General features: G+C 74.0%; 20 protein-coding genes. 5 read left to right on the forward strand and 15 right to left on the reverse strand.

Annotated features, from left to right (window positions below):
- Nucleotides 1-2,290: 2,290 nt before the first annotated feature.
- The 3 genes from O7618_RS13580 to O7618_RS13590 all read right to left on the reverse strand — a co-directional run bounded on the left by O7618_RS13580 (nt 2,291) and on the right by O7618_RS13590 (nt 4,700).
- Nucleotides 2,291-3,781, reverse strand: a complete 1,491-nt coding sequence (locus tag O7618_RS13580; protein ID WP_278106444.1) for a replication-associated recombination protein A — start codon at nt 3,779-3,781, stop codon at nt 2,291-2,293.
- 74 nt (nt 3,782-3,855) lie between these two features.
- Nucleotides 3,856-4,068 (reverse strand): hypothetical protein, encoded by a 213-nt coding sequence (locus O7618_RS13585; protein WP_018785054.1) that lies wholly within the window; start codon nt 4,066-4,068, stop codon nt 3,856-3,858.
- 62 nt (nt 4,069-4,130) lie between these two features.
- On the reverse strand, nt 4,131-4,700 hold the full coding sequence (locus O7618_RS13590) for a GNAT family protein (RefSeq protein ID WP_278106446.1): 570 nt from the start codon (nt 4,698-4,700) through the stop codon (nt 4,131-4,133).
- 26 nt (nt 4,701-4,726) lie between these two features.
- On the opposite strand from O7618_RS13590, the gene O7618_RS13595 reads away from it, so the two are divergent.
- The gene (locus tag O7618_RS13595; protein ID WP_278110246.1) at nt 4,727-4,966 is read left to right on the forward strand and encodes a hypothetical protein; all 240 of its coding nucleotides are present in this window, start codon (nt 4,727-4,729) and stop codon (nt 4,964-4,966) included.
- Nucleotides 4,882-5,148, forward strand: coding sequence for a GNAT family N-acetyltransferase (locus tag O7618_RS13600; RefSeq protein WP_278106447.1), 267 nt, complete (start codon nt 4,882-4,884; stop codon nt 5,146-5,148). Before O7618_RS13595 ends, O7618_RS13600 begins: the two co-directional genes overlap by 85 nt.
- Nucleotides 5,149-5,431: 283 nt before the next feature.
- On the opposite strand, the gene O7618_RS13605 is transcribed toward O7618_RS13600, so the two are convergent.
- From O7618_RS13605 to O7618_RS13630, 6 genes are all read right to left on the reverse strand, one after another.
- A complete protein-coding gene (locus O7618_RS13605; RefSeq protein WP_278106448.1) occupies nt 5,432-6,808 on the reverse strand; it encodes an MFS transporter in 1,377 nt (458 codons plus the stop codon).
- The gene (locus O7618_RS13610) at nt 6,805-7,416 is read right to left on the reverse strand and encodes a helix-turn-helix domain-containing protein (RefSeq protein ID WP_278106449.1); all 612 of its coding nucleotides are present in this window, start codon (nt 7,414-7,416) and stop codon (nt 6,805-6,807) included. The genes O7618_RS13605 and O7618_RS13610 overlap by 4 nt, the downstream gene beginning before the upstream one ends.
- A gap of 71 nt (nt 7,417-7,487) precedes the next feature.
- Entirely contained in the window at nt 7,488-8,297 is an 810-nt protein-coding gene (locus O7618_RS13615) for a sugar nucleotide-binding protein (protein WP_278106450.1), read from the reverse strand.
- A 66-nt stretch (nt 8,298-8,363) separates the two neighbouring features.
- Nucleotides 8,364-10,169 carry an aspartate--tRNA ligase gene (aspS, locus tag O7618_RS13620; protein ID WP_278106451.1) on the reverse strand — a complete coding sequence of 602 codons (1,806 nt, stop codon included), beginning with the start codon at nt 10,167-10,169 and terminating at the stop codon, nt 8,364-8,366.
- Nucleotides 10,170-10,325: 156 nt separating this feature from the next.
- Nucleotides 10,326-11,372, reverse strand: coding sequence for a S1 family peptidase (locus tag O7618_RS13625; RefSeq protein ID WP_278106452.1), 1,047 nt, complete (start codon nt 11,370-11,372; stop codon nt 10,326-10,328).
- Nucleotides 11,373-11,585: 213 nt separating this feature from the next.
- The gene (locus O7618_RS13630; RefSeq protein WP_278106453.1) at nt 11,586-12,059 is read right to left on the reverse strand and encodes a helix-turn-helix domain-containing protein; all 474 of its coding nucleotides are present in this window, start codon (nt 12,057-12,059) and stop codon (nt 11,586-11,588) included.
- Nucleotides 12,060-12,115: 56 nt separating this feature from the next.
- Here O7618_RS13630 and O7618_RS13635 point away from each other — a divergent pair, with 56 nt between their 5' ends.
- Nucleotides 12,116-12,625 carry a PaaI family thioesterase gene (locus tag O7618_RS13635; RefSeq protein ID WP_278106455.1) on the forward strand — a complete coding sequence of 170 codons (510 nt, stop codon included), beginning with the start codon at nt 12,116-12,118 and terminating at the stop codon, nt 12,623-12,625.
- Between the two features lie 114 nt (nt 12,626-12,739).
- Here the strand turns inward: O7618_RS13635 and O7618_RS13640 are convergent, their stop codons facing one another.
- Genes O7618_RS13640 through O7618_RS13650 form a run of 3 tightly spaced genes read right to left on the reverse strand, consistent with a single transcriptional unit; the run spans nt 12,740 to nt 15,828 of the window.
- Complete coding sequence (locus O7618_RS13640; protein WP_278106456.1) at nt 12,740-13,675, reverse strand: acyl-ACP desaturase; 936 nt, start codon at nt 13,673-13,675, stop codon at nt 12,740-12,742.
- Between the two features lie 51 nt (nt 13,676-13,726).
- Nucleotides 13,727-15,061: a histidine--tRNA ligase gene (gene hisS, locus O7618_RS13645; protein WP_278106457.1), complete on the reverse strand. Its 1,335-nt coding sequence runs from the start codon at nt 15,059-15,061 to the stop codon at nt 13,727-13,729.
- Between the two features lie 47 nt (nt 15,062-15,108).
- A complete protein-coding gene (locus tag O7618_RS13650) occupies nt 15,109-15,828 on the reverse strand; it encodes an MBL fold metallo-hydrolase (protein WP_278106458.1) in 720 nt (239 codons plus the stop codon).
- A gap of 256 nt (nt 15,829-16,084) precedes the next feature.
- On the opposite strand from O7618_RS13650, the gene O7618_RS13655 reads away from it, so the two are divergent.
- Together O7618_RS13655 and O7618_RS13660 are read left to right on the forward strand one after the other, a co-directional pair.
- A complete protein-coding gene (locus O7618_RS13655) occupies nt 16,085-16,936 on the forward strand; it encodes a peptidylprolyl isomerase (protein WP_278106459.1) in 852 nt (283 codons plus the stop codon).
- A 63-nt stretch (nt 16,937-16,999) separates the two neighbouring features.
- A complete protein-coding gene (locus O7618_RS13660; RefSeq protein ID WP_278106460.1) occupies nt 17,000-17,836 on the forward strand; it encodes a peptidylprolyl isomerase in 837 nt (278 codons plus the stop codon).
- A 62-nt stretch (nt 17,837-17,898) separates the two neighbouring features.
- Here O7618_RS13660 and O7618_RS13665 read toward each other — a convergent pair whose 3' ends face one another.
- The 3 genes from O7618_RS13665 to secF all read right to left on the reverse strand — a co-directional run bounded on the left by O7618_RS13665 (nt 17,899) and on the right by secF (nt 22,441).
- Nucleotides 17,899-20,340, reverse strand: coding sequence for a bifunctional (p)ppGpp synthetase/guanosine-3',5'-bis(diphosphate) 3'-pyrophosphohydrolase (locus O7618_RS13665; protein ID WP_278109999.1), 2,442 nt, complete (start codon nt 20,338-20,340; stop codon nt 17,899-17,901).
- Nucleotides 20,341-20,596: 256 nt separating this feature from the next.
- Nucleotides 20,597-21,163, reverse strand: a complete 567-nt coding sequence (locus O7618_RS13670) for an adenine phosphoribosyltransferase (protein ID WP_278106461.1) — start codon at nt 21,161-21,163, stop codon at nt 20,597-20,599.
- A 90-nt stretch (nt 21,164-21,253) separates the two neighbouring features.
- Nucleotides 21,254-22,441: a protein translocase subunit SecF gene (gene secF, locus O7618_RS13675; protein ID WP_278106462.1), complete on the reverse strand. Its 1,188-nt coding sequence runs from the start codon at nt 22,439-22,441 to the stop codon at nt 21,254-21,256.
- Nucleotide 22,442 lies beyond the last annotated feature (1 nt).

Here is a 22,442-nt window from a genome sequence, read left to right on the forward strand (position 1 = left end):
CGGGCCGCCACCGGCCCGCTGGACGCGCCACGCGGCACCGGCCCGGCGCCGTCACCGTGCGGTACCGGCCCGGCGGACGCACCGCGCGGCACCGGCGCGCTCGCCGGACCAGGCGCGCCGCGCCCGACGCCGGGTGGACGGCCACCGGACGGCGTCGGATCGTCGGCGGGACGGCCGCCACCGACCGGGATGCCACCACTGCGCTCGGGGTCGCCGTGCGGGCCCGACGTGCCCGGACCCGCGGACGGCACACCGCCGCGGGCCGGACCGGCGCCGGTGCGGTCACCGTCCGGCGGTCCGCCGCGGCGGACCGGGCCACCACCGGCGCGGTCCACGCCGGCCGGCGCCCCGCCCGGGCGCACCGCGCCCCGGGGCGGACCCGACTGCGCGCTCCGGGCCGGTGGGACCGCTACTCCGGGCGGCTCGGCACGGTTGCCCGGTTCGGGCTGGTCGGGACGGACCGGGGGCACCGCCGCGCCGGCCCGGCCAGCCGGGCCGTGACCGGCGGGACGGGCGGCCGGCTCGTCCACCGGCGGACCGGCCGGCCGACGGGCGGCCGGCATGGCGGGGTCCGTGTGCGGCGTGCGACCGGCCTGCCGCAGCCAGTCCGCGGGGCGTTCCGGCCGTTGCGGGCGTGGTTCGCCGGCGTCGTCGGCGGCCCGGCGCCGGGTGCGGGCCGGGTCGGCGCCGGGGTCGCCGTCGCCGGACGCGGCGCGGCGGCCACGTCCGGACTCGCGGCGGGAGGGAGGCGGGCCCGCCGCGTCCACCGGGCCGCCGGAGACGGGCGCGGCCGCGCCGGGCAGGCCGGGGGCGTTCCCGCTGCGCGGCACGGCCGCCGGCCGGTCCGGCTCCGGGGCGGCTCGTCGGCCGGTGCCGGGGGCGGTTCGTCCGGCGGCGTCGACACCGCCGGGCGCGGAGCGGTGGCCACCGGCGGTCGGCACGTCGTCGGGGCGGGTCCGCCGCCCGCCGCCGGACACCGGCCGTACGCCGGACATGTCGTCGTCGGGCCGGGCCCGCCGGCCGACACCGGAGTCGTCGGACAGCGCGCGGCGTCCGGCGGTGGTGGGTCGACCCGCCGGACCGGCCCCCCCCGGGTGGACCTCGGGCGTCTCCGCGCCGTGCCGGCCGCGCGGGGTGGGCGGGGTCGCCACCGGGGCGTCGTCGCGGTCACCGGACGGCGCTCGGCCCCCGCCCGGTTCCACCGGCCCACGGTCGGGCCCGCGTCGTCCGGCTCCCGGACCGGCCGGCGACGTGCCCCGGAAACCGCCCGGGCGGCCCGGAAGCGGAGGTTGCTGGCCGGTCGGGCCGTCCGTGGGCGGCAGCCCAGCCGGCCGGGGCGGCTCGGCCAGGCCCGGCCAGGGCCCGTCGACGGGACGGCGCGGGCCGCCGTCCGGACCGGCCGGCCGGGCGAGTGGCACCGCGGACGCAGGCCCGTCCGGAGCCCGCCGGGCACCCGCCGCACGGTGGTCCGGTCGGCCACCGGGCGGCATCTCGGCGCCGGGTGGCCGACCGGGCACCGGCGGAATCTCGGCGCCGGGCCGACCGGGACCCGGGGGCGGCGCCACGCCGGGGCGGGCGCTCACCGGTGGCATCGCCGCGCCGGGGCGACCGGCGGTCCCGGGGTGCGGCCGGCCCGGAGCCTGCGGTGCGGCACCGGCCGGACCGGCGGCCGGCGGCGGACCGGAGCGGCCGGTCGCCGAGTGCGGCGTCCCCGGCCGGTCCGCTCCCGGGGACTGCGGTCCGGGACGCCCGGGGCCCGGGGCCTGCGCGCCCGGTCCCGCCGTCGTCGGAGAGTGTGGTCCGGGTCGCCCGGGGGCCGGCGGCGGGACGCCCGGCCCCGACGTCGTCGGGAGCTGCGGCCCCGGCCGGCCGCCGGCGGGCGGCTGCGCGCCCGGCCGGGCCGCACCCGGCACGGGCCCGCCAGGAGCCGCGGTGCGCGGCCCGGGACGGTCCGGCGGCAGGGTCGGCCCACCAGCGACCGGTGGCGCACCCGGGCCGGGCGGACCCGACGGAGCGGCGCCGGACCGGGCCGGGCCGGGCGGGAAGGCGCCCCCGGGTCGCGGTGCCGGAGCGCCCGGCGCGTCGGCGGCCGGCCCGGGCCCCTCCGGGCCGAGCCCGCCACGCTGTTGCTTGGCCGTACGCAGGTCGTCGATCCAGCCGAACTCCTCGCCGGCCGGCGCCTGCTCCGGCTCGGCCTCGGCCCGGCCGCGTCCCCACCGGCGGCCCCTGGCCTTCGGATCGCGCCGCTCGTCGGGGCCGTCCGCCGGCCGCTCCGGACCACGCGCCATCACTACTGACCCCCCTCGGTGGCGTCGCCGCCGCCCTCGCTCGCCCCGCCGACCTGCTCGGTGCCGCCCACCCGGACCCCGTTCGCGGCTGCCGGCGCGCCGGCCTCCCCCCGCGTCACCGGTGCCGGCAGCCCCCGCACGATCCGGCGCAGCACCGGCAACCGGGTGGCCACCGCCCGCTCCGCGCCGTGCCCGCTGGGCCGGTAGTAGTCCGTCCCGACGAGATCGTCCGGAGCGTACTGCTGGGTGACCACCCCCCGGTGGTCGTCGTGCGGGTAGCGGTAGCCCGCCCCGTGCCCGAGCCCACGTGCCCCGGCGTAGTGGGCGTCGCGCAGCCCGCGCGGCACCGGGCCGCCGCGACCGGCGCGTACGTCGGCGACGGCCGCGCCGATGGCGCTGGTGGCCGAGTTCGACTTCGGGGCGGTGGCGAGATGGATGGCCGCCTGGGCCAGGTTGAGCTGCGCCTCGGGCAGGCCCACGTATTCCACCGCGTGCGCCGCGGCGGTGGCCACGGTCAGCGCGGTCGGATCGGCCATGCCGACGTCCTCGCTGGCGAAGATCACCATCCGGCGGGCGATGAACCGGGCGTCCTCGCCGGCCACCAGCATCCGGGCCAGCCAGTGCAGCGCGGCGTCCACGTCCGAACCACGCATGCTCTTGATGAAGGCGCTGGTGACGTCGTAGTGCGCGTCGCCGTCGCGGTCGTAGCGCACGGCCGCCACGTCGACCGCCTGCTCGGCGACGGCCAGGTCGATGCGGTCGGCGCCCGTGGCGGTCGCGGTGGCCGCCGCCGCCTCCAGCGCGGTGAGCGCCTTACGGACGTCGCCGCCGGCGAGCCGGACCAGATGGTCCTCCGCCTCCTCGGCGAGGAGCAGCGTGCCGCCGAGCCCTCGCTCGTCGGCCACCGCGCGGCGGAGCAGCCCGCGTACGGCGTCGTCGCCGAGTGCCTGGAGGGTCAGCAGCACGCAGCGGGACAGCAGCGGCGAGATGACCGAGAAGTAGGGGTTCTCCGTGGTCGCCGCGAGCAGGGTCACCGTGCGGTCCTCGACGGCGGCGAGCAGGGAGTCCTGCTGGGTCTTGCTGAACCGGTGCACCTCGTCGATGAAGAGCACGGTCGGCGGGCCACCGGAGCGGCGCTGCCGCCGCGCGGTCTCGATGACGGCCCGGACGTCCTTCACCCCGGCGGTCAGCGCGGACATCGCCACGAAGCGCCGGTCGGTGGCGCGTGCCACCAGGTGGGCGATGGTGGTCTTGCCGCTGCCGGGTGGCCCCCAGAGGATGACCGACATCGGCGTCGCGCCCTCGACCAGCTGGCGCAGCGGCGCGCCGGGGGCGAGCAGATGGTCCTGCCCGACCAGCTCGTCGATGCCGGCCGGACGCATCCGGACCGGAAGCGGCGAATCCGCCCGAGCGGCGGTGAACCCGTCGACGCCGCCGGAGGCCGCGGGCGCGCCGGCGGGCTCGCCGAGGGTGAAGAGGGCGTCGGATTCCATCACGAGAACAGTACCGGGCCGGACCGGCGGCGCCGGAATCACGCCGCCGACCCGACCCGGGTGGTCGTTTCCGGTCAGCCGCGGCCCGGACGGCGGCCCCGGTACCAGCGGCCGCCACCGCCGCCGCGCGGGCCGGAGCCGACCCCGGCGAGGTAGAGCGAGAGCAGCAGGAAGCCGATCAGCATGAGGGTCGAGGTGCTGAACAGATCCGGGGCGCCGAGGTCGGTGTTCATGAAGTCGAGCAGCAGCGCGAAGCCGAACACGATGGCCGCGAGAATGGCGAGCATGTCGTTCCTCCGGTGGGGGTTCCCAGTAGGTCGGCGACGGATGTACCCGATCGGTCTGTTCGTCAATCTCCACCGTGGAACCGGTCGGCGGCGAGAATCGCGTACCGGGCCGAGTCCCGCCAGACGCCGCGGACCAGCAGGTGGTCCCGGCTCACCCCCTCCGGTCGCAACCCGGCCTTTTCCAACACCCGGCGGGAGGCGACGTTGTCGGGTCGCGTGGTGGCCTCCACCCGGTGCAGCCCCACCTGCGTGAACGCGAGATCTAGGAGCAGCCGGGTGATCTCCGTGCCGAGGCCGGCACCCCAGCTCGCGGTCCGCACGGCATAGCCGATCTCACCGCGCCGGTGCTCGACCGAGGTCACGGCGAGCCCGCCGAGGCCGACCAGCCGGTCGCCGTCGACCGCGGCCAGCCGGTACTCCGGACGCGGCTCTGCGGCGGCCGCCTCCCGCCACGCCGCCAACGCGGCGCGGACCGCCTCCGGGGTGGGCGTCTCGTCGTCCAGCAAGCCGTCGGCCACGGCGGGCTCGGTCAGGAACGCGTGCAGGACGGGCGCGTCCGCGGCGGTCCATTCGCGCAGTGCGCACCGGGGCCCGGGCAGGTGGACCGGGCGGACGGAGCGGATCGGTGTCATGACTGGTCCTCTCGTAGGCTGGCGGCATGATCACTGCCGACCCGGTGCTGACCGGGCGGGAGGCGTTGCTCGCGGCGGCCGGCCATCACCCGTACGCCCGGCACGCGCTCCGGCGCGACGACGAGGTCGCGCGGGGCTGGCGGCGCGACGGTGCGGTGGGTTGGCTGCTCCCTCCGGGTGAGTGGTCGGCCGGCGGCGCGGTCGGTCCGCCTGCGGCGCCGACCGCAGCCGGGGGGACATCGGCTTCCTGGCCGGGCTGGCCGTAGCGCCGGGGCATCGCGGCAGAGGGCTGGGCGCCGCGCTGACCGCCGGCATGACCCGTGCCCTGTTCGCCCGGTACGACCACGTGGCGCTGGGCGTCTACCCGGTCAACGTCGGCGCGATCCGGCTCTACCGCCGGCTCGGCTTCACCGGCACCGCGCCGCGAGTCACCGTCCGCCTCGGCTGAGCGCCGCCCGGCCACGCGCCGGAGGCCCGGCCGCTCCTGGCTCCGAGGTTGGGGACTCAGCGGCGTGCGACGGGCACTGGTTGGCGGCGTGGCGGGGGCCCGGCGGGTGGCGCAAGCCGGCCGCTCGACGGAGGTCGCCGGGTAGGCGTCCGGGTCACTACGAACTTGATGGCGTGGGTGGATCAGCGGCCCGTGCCCCGGTGTCCGGCGTGACTCGCCCACGTCATCACGTTTGTCGGCACCGGCGACCCTGTCGCCCGGGTGCCGGGTGACGTGCCATCCATCAGGTGGACGGGTCCGCCGCACCGGCACCGGCGGATCGCGCCGCCACCGGGACCGCCACCGGGCCGGGGCCGGTGAGGCTCCCGTCGGGACCGGTCGCGAGGACCGGGTCGGTTTCGGACCGCGCCGCATCGGACCGCGCCGCGGCCCGGTTGGCGCGCCAGGCCGGCAGGTAGAGCGGCGCGGCCACGGCCAGCATCCCGGCGCCGACCAGCATGGCGATGCCGACGCTGGTGGCGTCCGCCAGTGCGGTCAGCACCACCGCGCCGAGCGCCCCGGCCGGCTGGCCCATCATCGAGTTCAGTGACAGCACGCTGGTTCGGTACGGCCCGTCGACCTGCCGGTGCAGCAGCCCCATGTGCAGCGGGTTCGACGCGCCGTGCACGGCGTAGCAGGCCAGGTAGGCGATCAGCACGCCGATCGGGCCGGCGAGCAGGCCCATGCCGACCACTGTCACGCCCTGGAGCACCCGCATCAGCGCGGCGGCCGGCGCGGCGCCCAGCCGGCGCAGCAGGAACGGCGTCAGCGCGGCGCCGGCCGCGTTGGCCAGCCAGGCGGCGGTGCCGGCGGGGCCGAGCAGGGTCGCCGCCCGGTCGGCGTCACCGACGACCTCGGAGAGTCGCACCGGCAGCAGCGACTCGAAGGTGACCATGCCGAAGCCCCAGAACAGCTCGACCGAGACCAGCGCCAGCAGCACCCGGTTGCGGCGGAGCAGGCCGACGGCCTGGCCGACAATCCGGGGCGCCTCCACCACCGAGGCGCGCAGCGCGGCCGGGCCCGAGGCGGGCCGCTGCTCGGTCATGAGCAGCAGCAGCGCCACGATCGAGACTCCCTGGAGCACGGCGGCGACGAGCACCGGCAGGGTCAGCGCGCTGACCGGGCCGACCGGGCCGAGCGCGACCAGGCCGCCGCCGAGCAGCGCGCCGGTGCCGATGGCGACCCCGACGACGGTGCCGGCCCAGCCCAGGCCCCGCTCGTACTCGGCGTCCGGGTCGGCCGCCAGGGTGGCGTCGACGTACCAGGACTCCAGCGGGCCGCTGTCGAGCGCCCGGTAGACGCCCTGCAACGCCCAGACCAGGAAGAACATCCAGAACGAGTCGGCCACCGCCATCAGCGCCAGGGAGACGAGCGCGACCGCCCAGGCCACCAGCAGCACCGGCTTGCGGCCGAGCGCGTCGGCGAGCCCGCCGGTGGGCAGCTCCAGCGCCAGCACCACCAGGCCCTGCGCGGTGGCGACCAGGCCGATCTGCGACAGCGACAGCCCGCGCTCCTGCAGCAGCAGGATCATCACGGTCATCAGCAGGCCGCCGGGCAGCCAGCGCAGGCCGTAGAGCGTGAGGTAACGGAACCGGACCTGGCGTACGGACAGGGCGCTCACGGCTTCTCCTCGGCGGGTGGCAGGACCGGGCTCAGCGGGAAGGCGGCGAGGTAGAGCTGCACCAGCTCGCCGTCGGGGTCGTCGGGGTCGGTCTCGTCGCGGTGGCGTTCGAAGAGCGCGAACACCTCCGCCTTGATCGCCTCCAGGCGGGTGGCCGGGATGCGCATGAAGAAGTCGCCCATGCCGAACGCGTCGCGCCAGGCCGGAGACCACTCGTGCCGCCGGGCCGCCCACCGTTCGGCGTGGTGGCTGAAGAAGCGGATGTAGTCCGCCTCGATCCACTCGATGGCGGCACGGGCGTCCGGGTCGTCGTCGTAGTCGCTGGCCTCCCACTGGGTGACCTCGTGCGCGGCGCGCCAGTAGCGCTGCCGGCCGGTGCCCAGGTCGGGGTCCTCGACCACCATGCCGACCTCGGCGAGCTGGCGCAGGTGGTAGCTGGTCGCGCCGGTGTTGGTGTCGAGCAGCTCGGCCAGCCGGGTGGCGGTGGACGGCCCGTTCACCCGCAGCGCGCCGACCAGGCGCATCCGCAGCGGATGCGCCAGCACCCGCACCTGCTGGTGGTCGAGGCGGACGCGGCGCGGCTCGGGACGGGTCGGTTCACTCTCCATGCAATGCACAATATCTGTGCACAGTTGCTGTGCACAAGACCCGTGCAAAGAAACTGTGCAACCGGTGAGGCTCAGCCGAACAGTTCGGCGACGCCGCGCAGGCGGGTCCGGAGCAGGCTTGCCGCGCGGGCGGAGTCGAGGCGTACCTCGACGGGACGGTGCAGGCCCGCGGCGACCGTGGTGGTGGTGTGCAGCCCGGCCGGGTCGACGCCGAGCCGGCGGGCCAGCAGCCGCCCGACGTCGGCGCGGCTGGCCTCGTCCGGACCGGCCACGTTGAGCGGGCCGGCCAGGTCGGTCGGCAGCAGCTCCAGCACCGCCGCGGCCAGGTCGGTGACGTCGACCGGGCAGCGGATCTCGTCACTGAACAAGGTGGCCCGGCCGACGAGCGCGTCCCGGCAGCGCTGGATCTGCCTGCTGCCCTCCCCCAGGATCAGCGAGGTCCGCACCAGCAGGGCTGCCGGATCGACCGCCCGCACCGCCGTCTCGGCCGCCGCCTTCGCCGCCCCGTACGGATACACCGGCGTGGGCGCCTCGGCGTCGGCGTACGGCTCGGGACGCCCGGCGTGCACCGCGTCGCTGGACAGGTGCACCAGCCGCGCGCCCACCCCGGCGGCGGCGGACGCCACGTGGCCCGCCCCGTCGGCGGTGACCGCCCAGTCGTCGAAGCGGTACGGGGTGCTGACCACGGCGTCGGGGCGTACCCCGGTCAGCAGCGCGCGCACGGCGGCGCGGTCGGTCACGTCGAGCCGGCGCGACGCGACGCCCGGCACCGCGACGGCGACCGAGTGGTAGGTGCCGACCACCCGGTGCCCGGCGGCGACCGCCTGCCGGCACACCTCCGCGCCGAGAAAACCGCTGGCACCCACCACGAGCAGGTTCATTCCGTCCCCCCTGATGATCGAAAAGGCCCGCGTCATCATGACGCGGGCCCTTCGGCGACGCGAGGATCAGGTCGGGTCGGCCACCGGCGCGGCCGGACCGGCGGTGCCGGCGTGCGGCGCGGCCGGCGCCTTCGGCTTGGCGTCGATGCCCGCCTCCGCGCGCTGCTGCCCGGTGATCGGCGTCGGCGCGCCGGTCAGCGGGTCGAAGCCGCCGCGCGTCTTCGGGAACGCGATCACCTCGCGGATCGAGTCCGCGCCGGCCAGCAGCATGCACACCCGGTCCCAGCCGAACGCGATGCCGCCGTGCGGCGGGGCGCCGTACTTGAACGCCTCCAGCAGGAAGCCGAACTTGTCCTGCGCCTCGTCCGGGGTGATGCCGAGCAGGTCGAACACCCGCTGCTGCACGTCGCCCCGGTGGATACGGATCGAGCCGCCGCCGATCTCGTTGCCGTTGCAGACAATGTCGTACGCGTAGGCCAGCGCCCGGTCCGGCGCCTCCTCGAACCGGTCCACCCACTCCGCGTTCGGCGAGGTGAACGGGTGGTGCACGGCGGTCCAGCCGCCCTCGTCGGTCCGCTCGAACATCGGCGCGTCGACCACCCAGCAGAACGCCCAGGCGCTCTCGTCGACCAGCCCGGCCCGCTTGGCGATCTCGATCCGGGCCGCGCCGAGCAACTCCTGCGCCTCCCGGGTGTTCGTGCTCGCGGCGAAGAAGACCGCGTCGCCGGGCTTCGCGCCGACCGCGTCGGCCAGCCCGCCCAGGTGCTCCTCGGACAGGTTCTTCGCCACCGGCCCGCGCGCCTCGCCGGTCTCCGCGTCGAGCACCACGTACGCCAGGCCGCGCGCGCCGCGCGCCTTGGCCCAGTCCTGCCAGCCGTCCAACTCCTTGCGGGTCTGGCTCGCGCCGCCCGGAATGACCACCGCGCCGACGTAGCCGCCCGCGTCGATCGCGCCGGCGAACACCCGGAACGCGGTCCCGCGCAGGTAGTCGGTCAGCTCGGTCAGCTCCACGCCGTAGCGCAGGTCCGGCTTGTCGGAGCCGTAGCGGGCCATCGCGTCGTGCCAGGTGATCCGCGGGATCGGCCGGCTGATCTCGTGCCCGGCCAGGTCCTTCCAGAGCGACGCGACGATCGCCTCGCCGAGGTCGATCACGTCGTCCTCGGTGACGAACGACATCTCGATGTCGAGCTGGGTGAACTCCGGCTGCCGGTCGGCGCGGAAGTCCTCGTCCCGGTAGCAGCGGGCGATCTGGTAGTAGCGCTCCATCCCGCCGACCATGAGAAGCTGCTTGAACAGCTGCGGCGACTGCGGCAGCGCGTACCAACTGCCGGGCTGCAAACGCACCGGGACCAGGAAGTCGCGCGCGCCCTCCGGGGTGGAGCGGGTCAGCGTCGGCGTCTCGATCTCCAGGAAGTCCCGCTCGTGCAGCACGGCGCGGGCGAGCTGGTTGGCCTTCGAGCGCAGCCGCATCGCCTTCGCCGGGCCGCCCCGGCGCAGGTCCAGGTAGCGGTACTTGAGCCGGATGTCGTCGCCGGCCTCGACCTGGTCGTCCACCGGCAGCGGCAGCGGCGCGGCCTCGGAGAGCACCTCCAGCGCGGCGGCGGTCACCTCGACCTCGCCGGTCGGCAGCTCGGGGTTCTCGTTGCCGCCGGGGCGGCGGGTCACCTCGCCGGTGACCTTGACGCAGAACTCGTTGCGCAGCGCGTGCGCGTCCTCCTCGCGGAAGACCACCTGCACGACGCCGGAGGCGTCGCGCAGGTCGACGAAGATGACACCGCCGTGGTCGCGCCGGCGGGCCACCCACCCGGCGAGCGTCACCGTCGAGCCGGCGTCCGCGGCGCGCAGGCTTCCGGCATTGTGGGTACGGATCACGGCTGGCGACTCCTCATCTGGTCCACGACTGCTCCGGAGCATTCTGTCAGGGCGGGCCGGTCGGCTCCCCGGCACCCGTCGAGGCGTACCCGTCGGGCGGCCCGTACACGCGGAACGGGCCGCCGGTCGCCCGGCGGCCCGTTCGTGGGGTGCAGATCAGTAGACGCTCACGCCGTAGACGCTGAGCGGCTCGGTGACGGGCTGGAAGTAGGTGGTGCCCCCGGAGGAGCAGTTGCCGCTGCCGCCGGAGGTGAGGCCGAGCGCGGTGCTGCCGGCGAAGAGCGAGCCGCCGCTGTCGCCACCCTCGGCGCAGACGTTGGTGCGGATCAGGCCGGAGACGCTGCCCTCGGCGTAGTTGACCGTCGCGTTGGTGGCCGAGACGGTGCCGCTGCGCAGGCCGGTGGTGCTGCCGGAACGCCGGACCGACTGGCCGACGTAGGCGTTGCCGGCGGTGGTGATGTCCTGGTAGCTGCCGTTGTAGAGGTAGACGTTGCCGGGGTGGGACACGCTGCTGGTGTAGCGCACGATGCCGTAGTCGTTGCCCGGGAAGCTGGTGCCGGCCCGGCTGCCCAGCACGGAGGTCTGGCCGGAGTTCGAGTACCAGGTCGAGCCGAGGTTGGTGCAGTGCCCGGCGGTGAGGAAGTAGTAGGTCGAGCCGCTGCGCACGTTGAAGCCGAGCGAGCAGCGGTAGCCACCGGTGTAGATGGCCTGGCCACCGGAGATCCGGGTGGTCAGCGTGCCGGCCTCGGCCTCGATGCGGACCGCGCCACCGGTGCGGGCGGCCGCGGCCTTGACGCGCTCCAGCTTGGCGCCGGTGACGGTGCTGTCGACGGAGACGACGACCTGGTTGGTCGTCGCGTCGGTCCACCAGGCGGTGCCCGGAATCTTGGCGGAGCGCTCCAGCTCGCTGGTGGCGGCCCTGAGCTGGTTGGCGCCGCGGGTGACGAGCTTCGGAACGGCGCCGGCGGCGTGCACCTGGCGGGCGGCCGCGGCGTCGGTCACCGTGACGACCATCTTGCCGCTGGCGTCGGCGTACGTGCCGGCCGCGCGGTCGCCGAGCTTGGCGACGAGGCCGGCGGCGGCGTCGGGTGAGGCGGGCGACGGGGCCGCCTGGGCGGGTGCGCCGAGCAGGGAACCGGAGACCAGGGTGCCGGCGACGGCGATGGCGGCGGCGCGACGGAGCGTGGACCTCGTGGGTCGCATGTAACAACCTCCGAATGGGGGTGAACGGGCGCTGTCATGGGGGAACGCCCGAGGACAACCCGGTCGACCTGGGGAAACCGTCCGGGCTGACCAAAGTATTCACATATTTAAGATCGTAAGCAAGACATGTGTTTGCCCGGATTCACACCGCCACCGGATGTAACACCCGAGCAACAAGATCGTCACCGGGTGTCAGAGCCGTCGCGGCCCCGTTCAGGCGCGGCGGCGGGCCCCCGGGCCGGGGCGCGGCACCACGTGGCGCGGTTGTGTCACCTCGTGCCCCTCGGCGCAGCGCAGCACCACCCGTACCTCGCCACCGCAGTCGCGGTGCGCCACGGTCAACGGGGCGCCCTCCGGGTCGGCGAGATGGCGGTCGCCCCAGCCGAGCAGCGCGACGAGCACCGGCCACAGGTCCAGGCCCATCTCGGTCAGCCGGTATTCGTGCCGCTCCCGGCTGCCCGGCTCCCGGTACGGCTCCCGTCGCAACACCCCGCGCTCCACCAGCATCGACAGCCGGTTGGTCAGCACCTGGCGCGGGACGCCGGTGCGTACCCGCATGTCGTCGAAGCGGCGCACGCCGCTGAACACCTCGCGGAGCACGACCACGGTCCACCGCTCGCCGAGGATCTCCATGGCGCGCGCGATGGTGCAGTTCTCCACCGACCAGTCCAGTGCCGCGGGTCTCATGCCGACCAGGCTAGGTCTGATTGACAGACTCAGCAACGCGCTGCGAGGCTGAGTCCATGACAGAGACGCAGGAGCGCAGCCGCACGTTCACCTGGTCCGACCCGGTCGCCGGCGCCGCCCACGTGGGCCGGCGGGGCGGCCTGGAGCTGATGCGCGCGATGATCGCGGGCGAGCTGGCCGCCCCGCCGATCACCAGCCTCATCGACATCGCCCGGATGGAGGCCGACGAGGGCCGCGTCGTCGTCGAACTGCTGCCGCAGGAGTTCCACTACAACCCGCTCGGCACGGTGCACGGCGGCGTGCTCTCCACACTGCTGGACACCGCCGCCGGCTGCGCGGTGCACACCACGCTGCCCGCCGGCGTCGGCTACACCTCGCTCGACCTCAACGTGAAGTTCCTGCGCCCGGTCACCGTCGCCAGTGGCACCCTGCGCTGCGAGGGCACCGTGCTGCAACGCGGCCGCCGCACCGCCCTCGCCGAGGCCCGCCTGACCGACCCCATGAACCGCCTGGTCGCCCACGCCACCTCCTCGTGCCTCCTGTTCCCCCTCACTCCCCCCGCCTGACCCACGCCCAAGCCCACGTCCACGCGCACGATCTTGCACTTTCGGCCCACCGAATGTCTGGATCACGTCTTTTGCCGGGGCAGTAAGTGCAAGATCGCCGGGGCGGGACGGGGGTCAGGGGGTGGGGGTCAGGCGGGCGGCGCGGGCGGCGCGGCGGTCCTCGAAGCGGGACGCCTGGGTCTCCAGGGTGTCCAGGTGGGCGGCGATCTGGTCGCGGGCGGTCTCGCCGTCGGCGGTCAGGCCGGTCACCTCGAACAGGTTCCACTGGCGCAGCACCGGCATCACCACCTCGTCGCGGTGCTGGCGCAGGTCGTAGATGCCGGCCAGGGCGATCGCCACCGACTTGCGGGCGAAGCCGTCGATGCCGACCCCGGGCATCTGGAAGTCGGCCAGCACGTCGGCGACCGCCCGCATGGCCTGGCTCGGCGCCAGCTCGAACGCCGCGGCGAGCAGGTTGCGGTAGAAGACCATGTGCAGGTTCTCGTCCGCCGCCACCCGGGCCAGCAACGCCTCGCAGGCCGGGTCGCCGGTGGCCCGGCCGGTGTTGCGGTGCGAGATGCGGGTGGCCAACTCCTGGAACGACACGTACGCCAGCGAGTGCAGCACCTCGTCGTCGTGGACGTTGCGGTAGCCGGCGGCCATGTGCACCATCCGGGCCCGCTCCAGCGCCACCGGGTCGACCGCCCGGGTGACCGTGAGATAGTCCCGGATCGCGGTGCCGTGTCGGCCCTCCTCGGCGGTCCAGCGGTGCACCCAGGTGCCCCACGCGCCGTCGCGCCCGAACAGGGTGGCGATCTCGTGGTGGTAGGAGGGCAGGTTGTCCTCGGTGAGCAGGTTGACGATCAGCGCCGTGCGCGCCACGTCGGGGATGGTGGAGTCGGTCTCCGACCACGCCTCGCCGCCGAGCGGCCCGTCGAACGTGCGCCCGGCGCTCCACGGCACGTACTCGTGCGGGAACCACTCCTTCGCCAGCGACAGGTGCCGGTCGAGGTTCTTCTCGACCACGGGCTCGAGTTCGACGAGCAGGGCGGTCTGGCTGAGCACGGTCACGACGTTCTCCCTACGGTGGCGTAACTTACGCCACCGTAGGTCGAATCGTCGTCAGACGCCAGTGCCGGCGACCAGCGGCGACAGGTCCGCCCTCGGCGGCATCCACTCGCCCGCCGACGCGGCCACCTGCTCGCCGGAGCGGATGTCCTTCACCTCGTCGCCGTCCGCGCCGGGGAACCAGACGTACGGGATGCCGCGCCGCTCGGCGTAGCGGATCTGCTTGCCGAACTTCGCCGCGGACGGCGACACCTCGGTCGGCACCCCCCGCGAGCGCAGCGCCGCCGCGACCGCGTCGCTGGCCGCGCGCTCCTCCTCGGCGGTGACCGCGACCAGCACGCAGGTCGGCACCGACCGGGACACCGACAGCGCGTCGGCGCCGAAGAGCAGGCCGAGCAACCGGGTCACCCCGATCGAGATGCCCACACCCGGAAAGCGAACGTTGCCGGAGCTGGCCAGGTTGTCGTACCGGCCGCCGGAGCAGATCGAGCCGAACCGCTCGTAGCCGACCATCTGCGTCTCGTAGACGGTGCCGGTGTAGTAGTCCAGACCGCGGGCGATGCGCAGGTCGGCGACGCAGAGGCCGGGCGCGTGCGCGGCGGCGGTCTCCATCACCGCGGTCAGCTCCGCGATGCCCTCGTCGAGCAGCGGGTCGCTCACCCCGAGGGCGCGCACCGCGTCGGCGAACGAGGCGTCCGGCGCGGCGATCTCCGCGAGGGCCAGGCACGCCTTGGCCTGCGCCTCGCTCGCCCCGGCGGTCTCGGCCAGCAGGTCGGCCACGCCCGCCGGGCCGATCCGATCCAGCCGGTCGACGGCGCGCAACGCCGCCATCGGGTCGGTCAGCCCGACGCCCCGGTAGAAGCCCTCGCAGATCTTGCGGTTGTTGACCTGGATCCGCACCGGCGGGATCGGCAGCGACCGCAGCGCGTCGCCGACCACCAGCGGCATCTCCGCCTCGTAGTGGGGCGGCAGCGTGTCCCGGTCGACGATGTCGATGTCGGCCTGGAGGAACTCCCGGTAGCGGCCCTCCTGCGGGCGCTCGCCCCGCCACACCTTCTGGATCTGGTAGCGCCGGAACGGGAACTGGAGCTTGCCGGCGTTCTCCAGCACGTAGCGGGCGAACGGCACGGTCAGGTCGAAGTGCAGGCCGAGCGCGTCGTCGCCGGCCGGGCCGTCGGCGTCGGCCTGCAACCTGCGCAGCAGGTAGACCTCCTTCGAGGTCTCCCCCTTGCGCAGCAACTGGTCCAGCGGCTCGACCGAACGGGTCTCCAGCGGCGCGAAGCCGTACAGCTCGAACGTGGCGCGGATCCGGTCCAGCACGAACTGCTCGATCATCCGCTGCGCCGGCGTCCACTCGGGGAAGCCGGAGATGGGCGTGGGCTTGCTCATGGCGTACTCCTTGATCCCGCGCGGACCGCGCGGGGTGTCACGGGCGGCTACAGGCCGCGGGTGGGTGCGGCCGGGCGCGCGTCGCCGGTGCCCGCCACCTCGAGGAGGTAGGGGTTGGTCGCGCGCTCGCGGCCGACGGTGGTCTGCGGACCGTGGCCGGGCAGGACGACGGTGTCGTCGGCCAGCGGGAGAACCTTCTCCCGGAGGCTGGCCAGCATGCGGGGCATGCTGCCGCCCGGCAGGTCGGTGCGGCCGATCGAGCCGGCGAACAGCACGTCACCGGAGAGGCAGATCTCCTCGGCCTCCCAGGGCGAGCCGCCGCCGGGCATCCGGAACAGCACCGACCCGCCGGTATGGCCGGGGGCGTGGTCGACGGTGATCTCCAGCCCGGCCAGCGACAGCGTCGCGCCGTCGGTCAGCTCGGCCACGTCGTCCGGTTCGGCGTAGGGCAGCCGTCCGCCGAACAGCGCGGTGAGATCCATGGAGAGCGCCTTGGCCGGGTCGGCCAGCAGCTCCCGGTCCTCCGGGTGGACGTAGGCGGCGATGCCCCGCGCGCCGCAGACCGGCGCGACCGAGAAGGTGTGGTCGAGGTGGCCGTGGGTGAGCAGCACGGCGGCCGGGTGCAGGCGGTGCTCGGCGAGCACGGCGTCGAGCCGGTCGAGCACCCCGATGCCGGGGTCGACCACCACGCACTGCTCCCCCGGAGCGGTCGCCACCACATAGCAGTTGGTGCCGAAGGCGTCCGCGGGAAAGCCCGCCACGAGCACGTCCGTCCCCTCTCCGTCCGGTCGTCGTCCTCGCCCAGCAGCCTAGTCGTACCGGCGAGCCGCTTTCGCCCGCACCGACCCACCGGCCCCAGCCGGCCCAGTGACAACGTCCGATAAGCGCAGGCGGGACCTCGTACACCACATTCACAGTCCGTACCCGTACACTCTGGCGGGCGTGTGGCGTGGCGCACCCCGCCCCCGGCGGCGGGCAGCGCCCGGGACGCCGCGACGATCAGGCAGAGGAAGGGGAGCACCGGTGGCTTCCAGCAGGGACCGACAGCGCAAACTGGCGCGTGCCAAGCTCGACCGGCAACTCGCCCGGCGGGCCGCGGCCGCGAAGCGCCGCCGGCAGATCCAGGCCGGTGTGGGCGCGGCCGTGGTGCTGGCGCTGATCGTGGCCGGCTCGGCCTGGGCGCTCGGCGCGTTCGACTCGGAGCCGAAGAAGCAGGCCGCCGAGGACACCTGCCTCTGGACCCCGCAGGACGGCGCCGCGAACAGCAACCTCAAGGACGTCGGCACGCCGGCCACCAAGGACCTGCCCACCTCGGGCATCCGACCGATGACGATCACCACCAACCAGGGTGCGCCGATCACCGTCGACCTGGACCTGGCCGCCGCGCCGTGCGGCGGCGCGAGCCTCGCCCACCTGGCGAGCAGGTCCTTCTACGACGACACCAAGTGCCACGAGATCATCACCGAGGGCGCGCTGCGCTGCGGCGACCCGAGCGGCACCGGGATCGGCGGCCCGACCTACTCGTTCTACGACGAGAACGTCCCCACCGCGCCCGAGCCCAGCCCGTCGGCCTCGCCGGCCCCGGGGCAGCCGCCGGCGTACCCGAAGGGCACGGTCGCCATGATCGGCAACCCGCCCGGCAGCAACGGCAGCCAGTTCCTGATCTTCTTCAAGGACTTCAACCCGGCCAAGCCGGCCTACAGCGTGGTCGGCAAGGTCAGCGGCGGGCTGGACGTGGTGGAGAAGATCGGCGCGCTGCCGACCGTCGACAACGGCGACGGCGCCAAGGTCAAGCCGAAGACGGACGTGGTGATCCAGAGCCTGACCGTCGGCGACCCGACGGCCGCGCCGGCGAGCAGCCCCAGCGCCGGTTGATCCACCGTTGACTCGGCGGCGCGTGGCCGCCGCCTTCCGATACACAGCAGGTGAGGAGTGAGCGTGACGTCCACGAGAGACCGCCAGCGGGCGGCGGCGCGGGCCCGGCTCGAGCGGGAGATGGCCGAGCGGTCCGGCAGGGCCCGTAAGCGCCGGCAGACGCAGGCTATCGTCGGCGCCGCTGCCGTGCTGGTGCTCGTCGTGGCCGGCACGGTCTGGCTCGCCACGTCGCTCGGCGACGACGACGACGAGAAGCAGGCAGGCGCCGCCGCCGGCTTCGTCCAGTGCGTCTACACCGAGGTACCCAAGGAGGGCCGCCCGGCGCAGATCAAGGACGTCGGGCTGCCGCCGGCGCAGCAGGCGAACAAGGGCAGCCAGACGATGACGATCGACACCAACCTGGGTCCGATCACCGCCAAGCTCGACCGGGCCGCAGTGCCCTGCACCGCCGGCAGCTTCACCCACCTGGCGAGCAAGGGCTTCTTCGACAACACCAAGTGCCACCGGCTGGTGACCGAGGGCATCAAGGTGCTGCAGTGCGGCGACCCGAGCGCCACCGGCAAGGGCTGGCGGGACACCGACGGCACCGGCGGGCCGAGCTACAACCTGGCCGAGGAGAACCTGCCCACCAACAAGCGTCCGCCGTACCCGGAGGGCGTCATCGCGATGGCCAACTCCGGCCAGTCGGGCAGCACCGGCAGCCAGTTCTTCATCGTCTACGGCGACTCGCAGCTCGACCCGAACTACACGGTGCTGGGCACCATCACGGGCGGCATGGACGTGGTGAAGCAGGTCGCCGCGGCCGGTGACGACGGCGCCTTCGCCAAGCAGGCCGGTGGCGGTCACCCGAAGAAGGAGATCGTCATGACCAAGGTGACGATGAGCGACATCCAGGGCTGACGTCCCCGATCACACGGGAAAGCGCCCGCCGGATCGATCCGGCGGGCGCTTCCCGTGTGCGCTCAGGCCCCCGAGGTGACCCGGTAGGCGTCGAAGACGCCATCGACCTTGCGCACCGCTGCCAGCAGGTGCCCGAGGTGCTTCGGGTCGGCCATCTCGAAGCTGAACCGACTCACCGCCACCCGGTCGCGGGTGGTGGTGACCGTCGCGGAGAGGATGTTGACCCGCTCCTCGGAGAGCACCCGGGTGACGTCGGCGAGCAGCTTGTGCCGGTCGAGCGCCTCCACCTGGATGGCGACCAGGAACGTGGAGGCCGAGGTCAGCTTCCAGCTCACCTCGACCACCCGCTCGGGCTGCGCCCGCAGGTCCTCGGCGTTGGCGCAGTCGTCGCGGTGCACGCTGACCCCGCCGGAGCGGGTCACGAAGCCGAACACCGAGTCCGGCGGCACCGGGGTGCAGCAGCGGGCCAGCTTGATCCAGACGTCGCTGACGCCCCGGACCACCACGCCCGGGTCGGCGCTGCTCTGCCGGCTGCGCGGCGGCCGGGTGGCGACGGCGGTCTCGGCGATGTCCTCCGCCGCGCCCTCCTCGCCGCCGTAGGAGGCCATCAGCTTCTGCACCACCGACTGCGCGGAGACCTGGCTGTCGCCGACCGCCGCGTAGAGCGAGGCCACGTCCGCGAGATGCAGGTCCCGGGCGATCGCCATCAGCGCGTCCGAGGTGAGCATCCGCTGCAACGGCATGCCCTGCTTGCGCATGGCCTTGACGATCGCGTCCTTGCCTGCCTCGATCGCCTCCTCGCGCCGCTCCTTGTTGAAGTACTGCCGGATCTTCGTCCGCGCCCGGGGGCTCTTGACGAAGCCCAGCCAGTCCTGCGTCGGGCCGGCCGTGTCGGACTTCGACGTGAAGATCTCGATCACGTCGCCGTTGGACAGCGTCGACTCCAGCGGCACCAGCTTGCCGTTGACCCGCGCGCCGATGCACTTGTGCCCGACCTCGGTGTGCACCGCGTACGCGAAGTCGACGGGCGTCGAGCCGGTCGGCAGCGGGATGACGTCACCCTTCGGGGTGAAGACGTACACCTCCTGGCTGGACAGGTCGAAGCGCAGCGCGTCCAGGAACTCGCTCGGGTCGGCCGCCTCGCGCTGCCAGTCCAGCAGCTGCCGCAGCCAGGTCATCTCGTCGATGTGCGCCGGCGGGCCCACCACCTGGGTGCCCTTGTGCTCCTTGTACTTCCAGTGCGCGGCGATGCCGAACTCGGCGGTGCGGTGCATCGCGTAGGTGCGGATCTGCATCTCCACCGGCTTGCCGGTGGGCCCGATGACCGTCGTGTGCAACGACTGGTACATGTTGAACTTGGGCATGGCGATGTAGTCCTTGAACCGGCCCGGCACCGGCTGCCAGTTGGCGTGGATGACGCCCAACGCCGCATAGCAGTCACGCACCGTGTCGACCAGGATCCGCACGCCCACCAGGTCGTAGATGTCGTTGAAGTCGCGACCCCGCACGATCATCTTTTGGTAGATCGAGTAGAGGTGCTTCGGCCGCCCGGTGGTCTCCGCCTTGATCTTGGCGGCCTTCAGGTCCGTCTGCACCTTCTGGGTCACCTGGCGCAGCAGCGCCTCGCGCTGCGGCTGGTGCTCCCCGATCAGCCGGTTGATCTCCTCGAACCGCTTCGGGAACAGCGTGCCGAAGGCCAAATCCTCCAGCTCCCACTTGATCGTGTTCATACCGAGGCGGTGCGCCAGCGGAGCGAGGATCTCCAGCGTCTCCTTGGCCTTCTGCTCCTGCTTGGGGCGGGGCAGGAAGGTCAGCGTCCGCATGTTGTGCAGCCGGTCGGCCAGCTTGATCACCAGGACCCGAGGGTCCTTCGCCATGGCCACGACCATCTTGCGGATGGTTTCCGCCTTCGCCGCGTCGCCGAGCTTCACCTTGTCGAGCTTGGTCACGCCGTCGACGAGCAACGCGACCTCGCCACCGAAGTCGGCGCGCATCGCGTCGAGGGTGTATTCGGTGTCCTCGATCGTGTCGTGCAGCAGCGCCGCCACCAGCGTGGTGGTGTCCATGCCCAGGTTGCCCAGAATCGTCGCCACCGCCAGCGGGTGGGTGATGTAGGGGTCGCCGGACTTGCGATATTGCCCCGAGTGCCAGCGCGCGGCGGTGTCGAAGGCGCGCTGGAGCAGCCGGGCGTCGGCCTTGGGATGGGCGTCGCGGTGGGCGGAGATCAGCGGCTCCAGCACCTCGCTGACCTGCGAGGTCTGCCAGGGGGCGTTGAACCGCGCCAGCCGCGCGCGCACCCGCCGGCCGGTGGGCGCGTTGGAGAGGGCGAAGCCGCCGCTGGACGTGGGGTCACCGTCGGTGGGGAACGGCACCACGACCGCGCCGCCGTCGGCCGTCGCGTCCGGCGTGCCGTCGGTGGCGCCGGTCGACCGGGCCGGCGGGTTGCCGCTGCGCTCGGTCACCGAGCCGTCCGCGTCGCCTGTCGGGTGCACCGTGCCCTCCACCGGAGGGACGACATCGTGGGACACCGGCCTCCTCACCGTTCGCCGGGATGCGTCGGCCGTCCGGCCGACGTCTGGTCCAACCGACCCGGGGGCCGGTGTTGTTCCGCGCCGGTCACCGGGGGCTGCGCCCCGGCGGCCTCCGCCGCCGGCGGACGGGCGCCCGCCGGGTCAGGCAAAGGGCAATGCTACCCGCCAGCAGGGTACGCCACCGCTCCACCGGACGGTCCGTGCCGACCGACCGGACCGGCGGACGGGGTCAAAGGGTCAACAGGGCATGGACCGGGCGCGGGGCGAGACGTTCCCGCCCCCCGAGGAAGCCCAGCTCCAGCAGGACGGTGAACCCGGAGACCGTGCCACCGGCCCGTTCCACCAGGTCGAGCGTGGCCTCGGCGGTGCCGCCGGTGGCCAGCACGTCGTCGAGCACCAGCACCCGGTGGCCGGCGGTGAACGCGTCCTGGTGGACCTCAAGCGTCGCCTCGCCGTACTCCAGCGCGTAGGAGGCCGAGTGGGTCGCCCGGGGCAGCTTGCCGGCCTTGCGCACCGGCACCACGCCGACGCCGGTGGCGTAGGCCACCGCCGCCGCCAACACGAAGCCGCGCGCCTCGATGCCGGCGACCACGTCGAAGGACTCCGGCCCGTGGTAGGCGATGATCCCGTCGATCACCTCCCGGAACGCCACGCCGTCGGCGAAGAGCGGCATCAGATCCTTGAACATGACCCCCGGCTTGGGGAAGTCTGGCACGTCCAGCAGCCGGCTGGCGACCAGCTGGGCGACCTCCGGGCCGCTGTCTCCCCGTACGCCGGTGGTGTGGGTCTCCGTCACGGTGCGTCCTGTGTCCTCTCGAAACGACGACGGCGTCCGTCATGCCGTGACAACAGCATGACGGACGCCGTCCGGTCGGTCGGGTCCGGGTCAGCGGCGCTTCGCGCCGCCCGGCCGGTTGCCTCCGCCACCGCTCGGGCGGCCGCCCCGGGCGCCGCTGGGGCGCTTGCCGGCCGGCCGGGAGCCGACCTTCGGGGCGGCGCCGGCGAGCGCCGCGTCCGGGTCGACCGGCTGGTCGCCGGTCGGCGCCGGGCGCGGGGCGCCCTTCGGGGTGACCTCGCCCCGGGCGACGGCCGCCCGGCGGGCGAGCACCCGCTTGTTGTGCGCGGCGATCCGCGGGTCCTGGTTCTTCAGCAGCACCAGCAGCGGCGTGGCCAGCAGGATCGAGGTCAGGAACGCCACCGCCATGCCGACGAAGAGCACCAGGCCGAGGTCCTTCAGGGTGCCCGCGCCGAGCAGGCCGGCGCCGATGAAGAGCAGGCCACCGACCGGGAGCAGCGCCACCACCGAGGTGTTCAGCGAGCGCATGAGGCTCTGGTTGAGCGCCAGGTTGGCCGCCTCGCCGTAGGTCTGGTTGTTGTTGGCGGTGATGCCGCGCGTGTTCTCCTGCACCTTGTCGAAGACCACCACCACGTCGTAGAGCGCGAAGCCCAGGATGGTGAGGAAGCCGATGACCGTCGACGGGGTGACCTCGAAGCCGACCAGCGAGTAGATGCCGGCGGTGAGGACCAGGTTGGTCAGCAGCGAGGCGATCGCGGCGACCGCCATCCGCCACTCGAAGCGCAACACCAGGTAGACCGACACCACCGCGATGAAGATCACCAGACCGAGCAGCGCGCGGGAGGTGACCTGGCTGCCCCAGGCCTCGGAGACCTGGTTGCCGCTGATCTGGTCGGGCTGGATGCCGAACTCCTGCGCCATCGCGGTCTTGGCCGCGTTGGCCTGCTCCTGGCTGAGCTGCCCGGTGCGCATCTCGTAGGTCTCGCCGCCGGCCCCGCCGACCTTCTGCGCGGTGACCACCTCGACGCCCGGGGCCTCCTTGGCCAGCACGTCGTCGATGGTGCGTTCGGCCCCATCGAGCGTGCCGACGCTGGCCGGCACCTGGAACGAGTTGCCGCCGGCGAACTCGATGCCGAGCTTGAAGCCGCTGAACGCGAAGCTCAGGACCGCGATCAGCACCAGCACGCCGGCCACGCCGAACCAAAGCTTGCGCTTGCCGACGATGTTGAGATCGGCCTCGCCCCGGTAGAGCCGGGCGGCCAGACCATTCTTCGCCATC

It is taken from the genome of Micromonospora sp. WMMD980, assembly GCF_029626035.1.
GTDB lineage: Bacteria > Actinomycetota > Actinomycetes > Mycobacteriales > Micromonosporaceae > Micromonospora.

What these genes read in the sequence shown, in the direction of transcription:
- O7618_RS13580 (WP_278106444.1), bottom strand. Translation starts at nt 3,781, where the DNA reads ATGGAATCCGACGCCCTCTTCACCCTCGGCGAGCCCGCCGGCGCGCCC.
- O7618_RS13585 (WP_018785054.1), bottom strand. Translation starts at nt 4,068, where the DNA reads ATGCTCGCCATTCTCGCGGCCATCGTGTTCGGCTTCGCGCTGCTGCTC.
- O7618_RS13590 (WP_278106446.1), bottom strand. Translation starts at nt 4,700, where the DNA reads ATGACACCGATCCGCTCCGTCCGCCCGGTCCACCTGCCCGGGCCCCGG.
- O7618_RS13595 (WP_278110246.1), top strand. Translation starts at nt 4,727, where the DNA reads ATGATCACTGCCGACCCGGTGCTGACCGGGCGGGAGGCGTTGCTCGCG.
- O7618_RS13610 (WP_278106449.1), bottom strand. Translation starts at nt 7,416, where the DNA reads ATGGAGAGTGAACCGACCCGTCCCGAGCCGCGCCGCGTCCGCCTCGAC.
- O7618_RS13615 (WP_278106450.1), bottom strand. Translation starts at nt 8,297, where the DNA reads ATGAACCTGCTCGTGGTGGGTGCCAGCGGTTTTCTCGGCGCGGAGGTG.
- O7618_RS13625 (WP_278106452.1), bottom strand. Translation starts at nt 11,372, where the DNA reads ATGCGACCCACGAGGTCCACGCTCCGTCGCGCCGCCGCCATCGCCGTC.
- O7618_RS13630 (WP_278106453.1), bottom strand. Translation starts at nt 12,059, where the DNA reads ATGAGACCCGCGGCACTGGACTGGTCGGTGGAGAACTGCACCATCGCG.
- O7618_RS13635 (WP_278106455.1), top strand. Translation starts at nt 12,116, where the DNA reads ATGACAGAGACGCAGGAGCGCAGCCGCACGTTCACCTGGTCCGACCCG.
- hisS (WP_278106457.1), bottom strand. Translation starts at nt 15,061, where the DNA reads ATGAGCAAGCCCACGCCCATCTCCGGCTTCCCCGAGTGGACGCCGGCG.
- secF (WP_278106462.1), bottom strand. Translation starts at nt 22,441, where the DNA reads ATGGCGAAGAATGGTCTGGCCGCCCGGCTCTACCGGGGCGAGGCCGAT.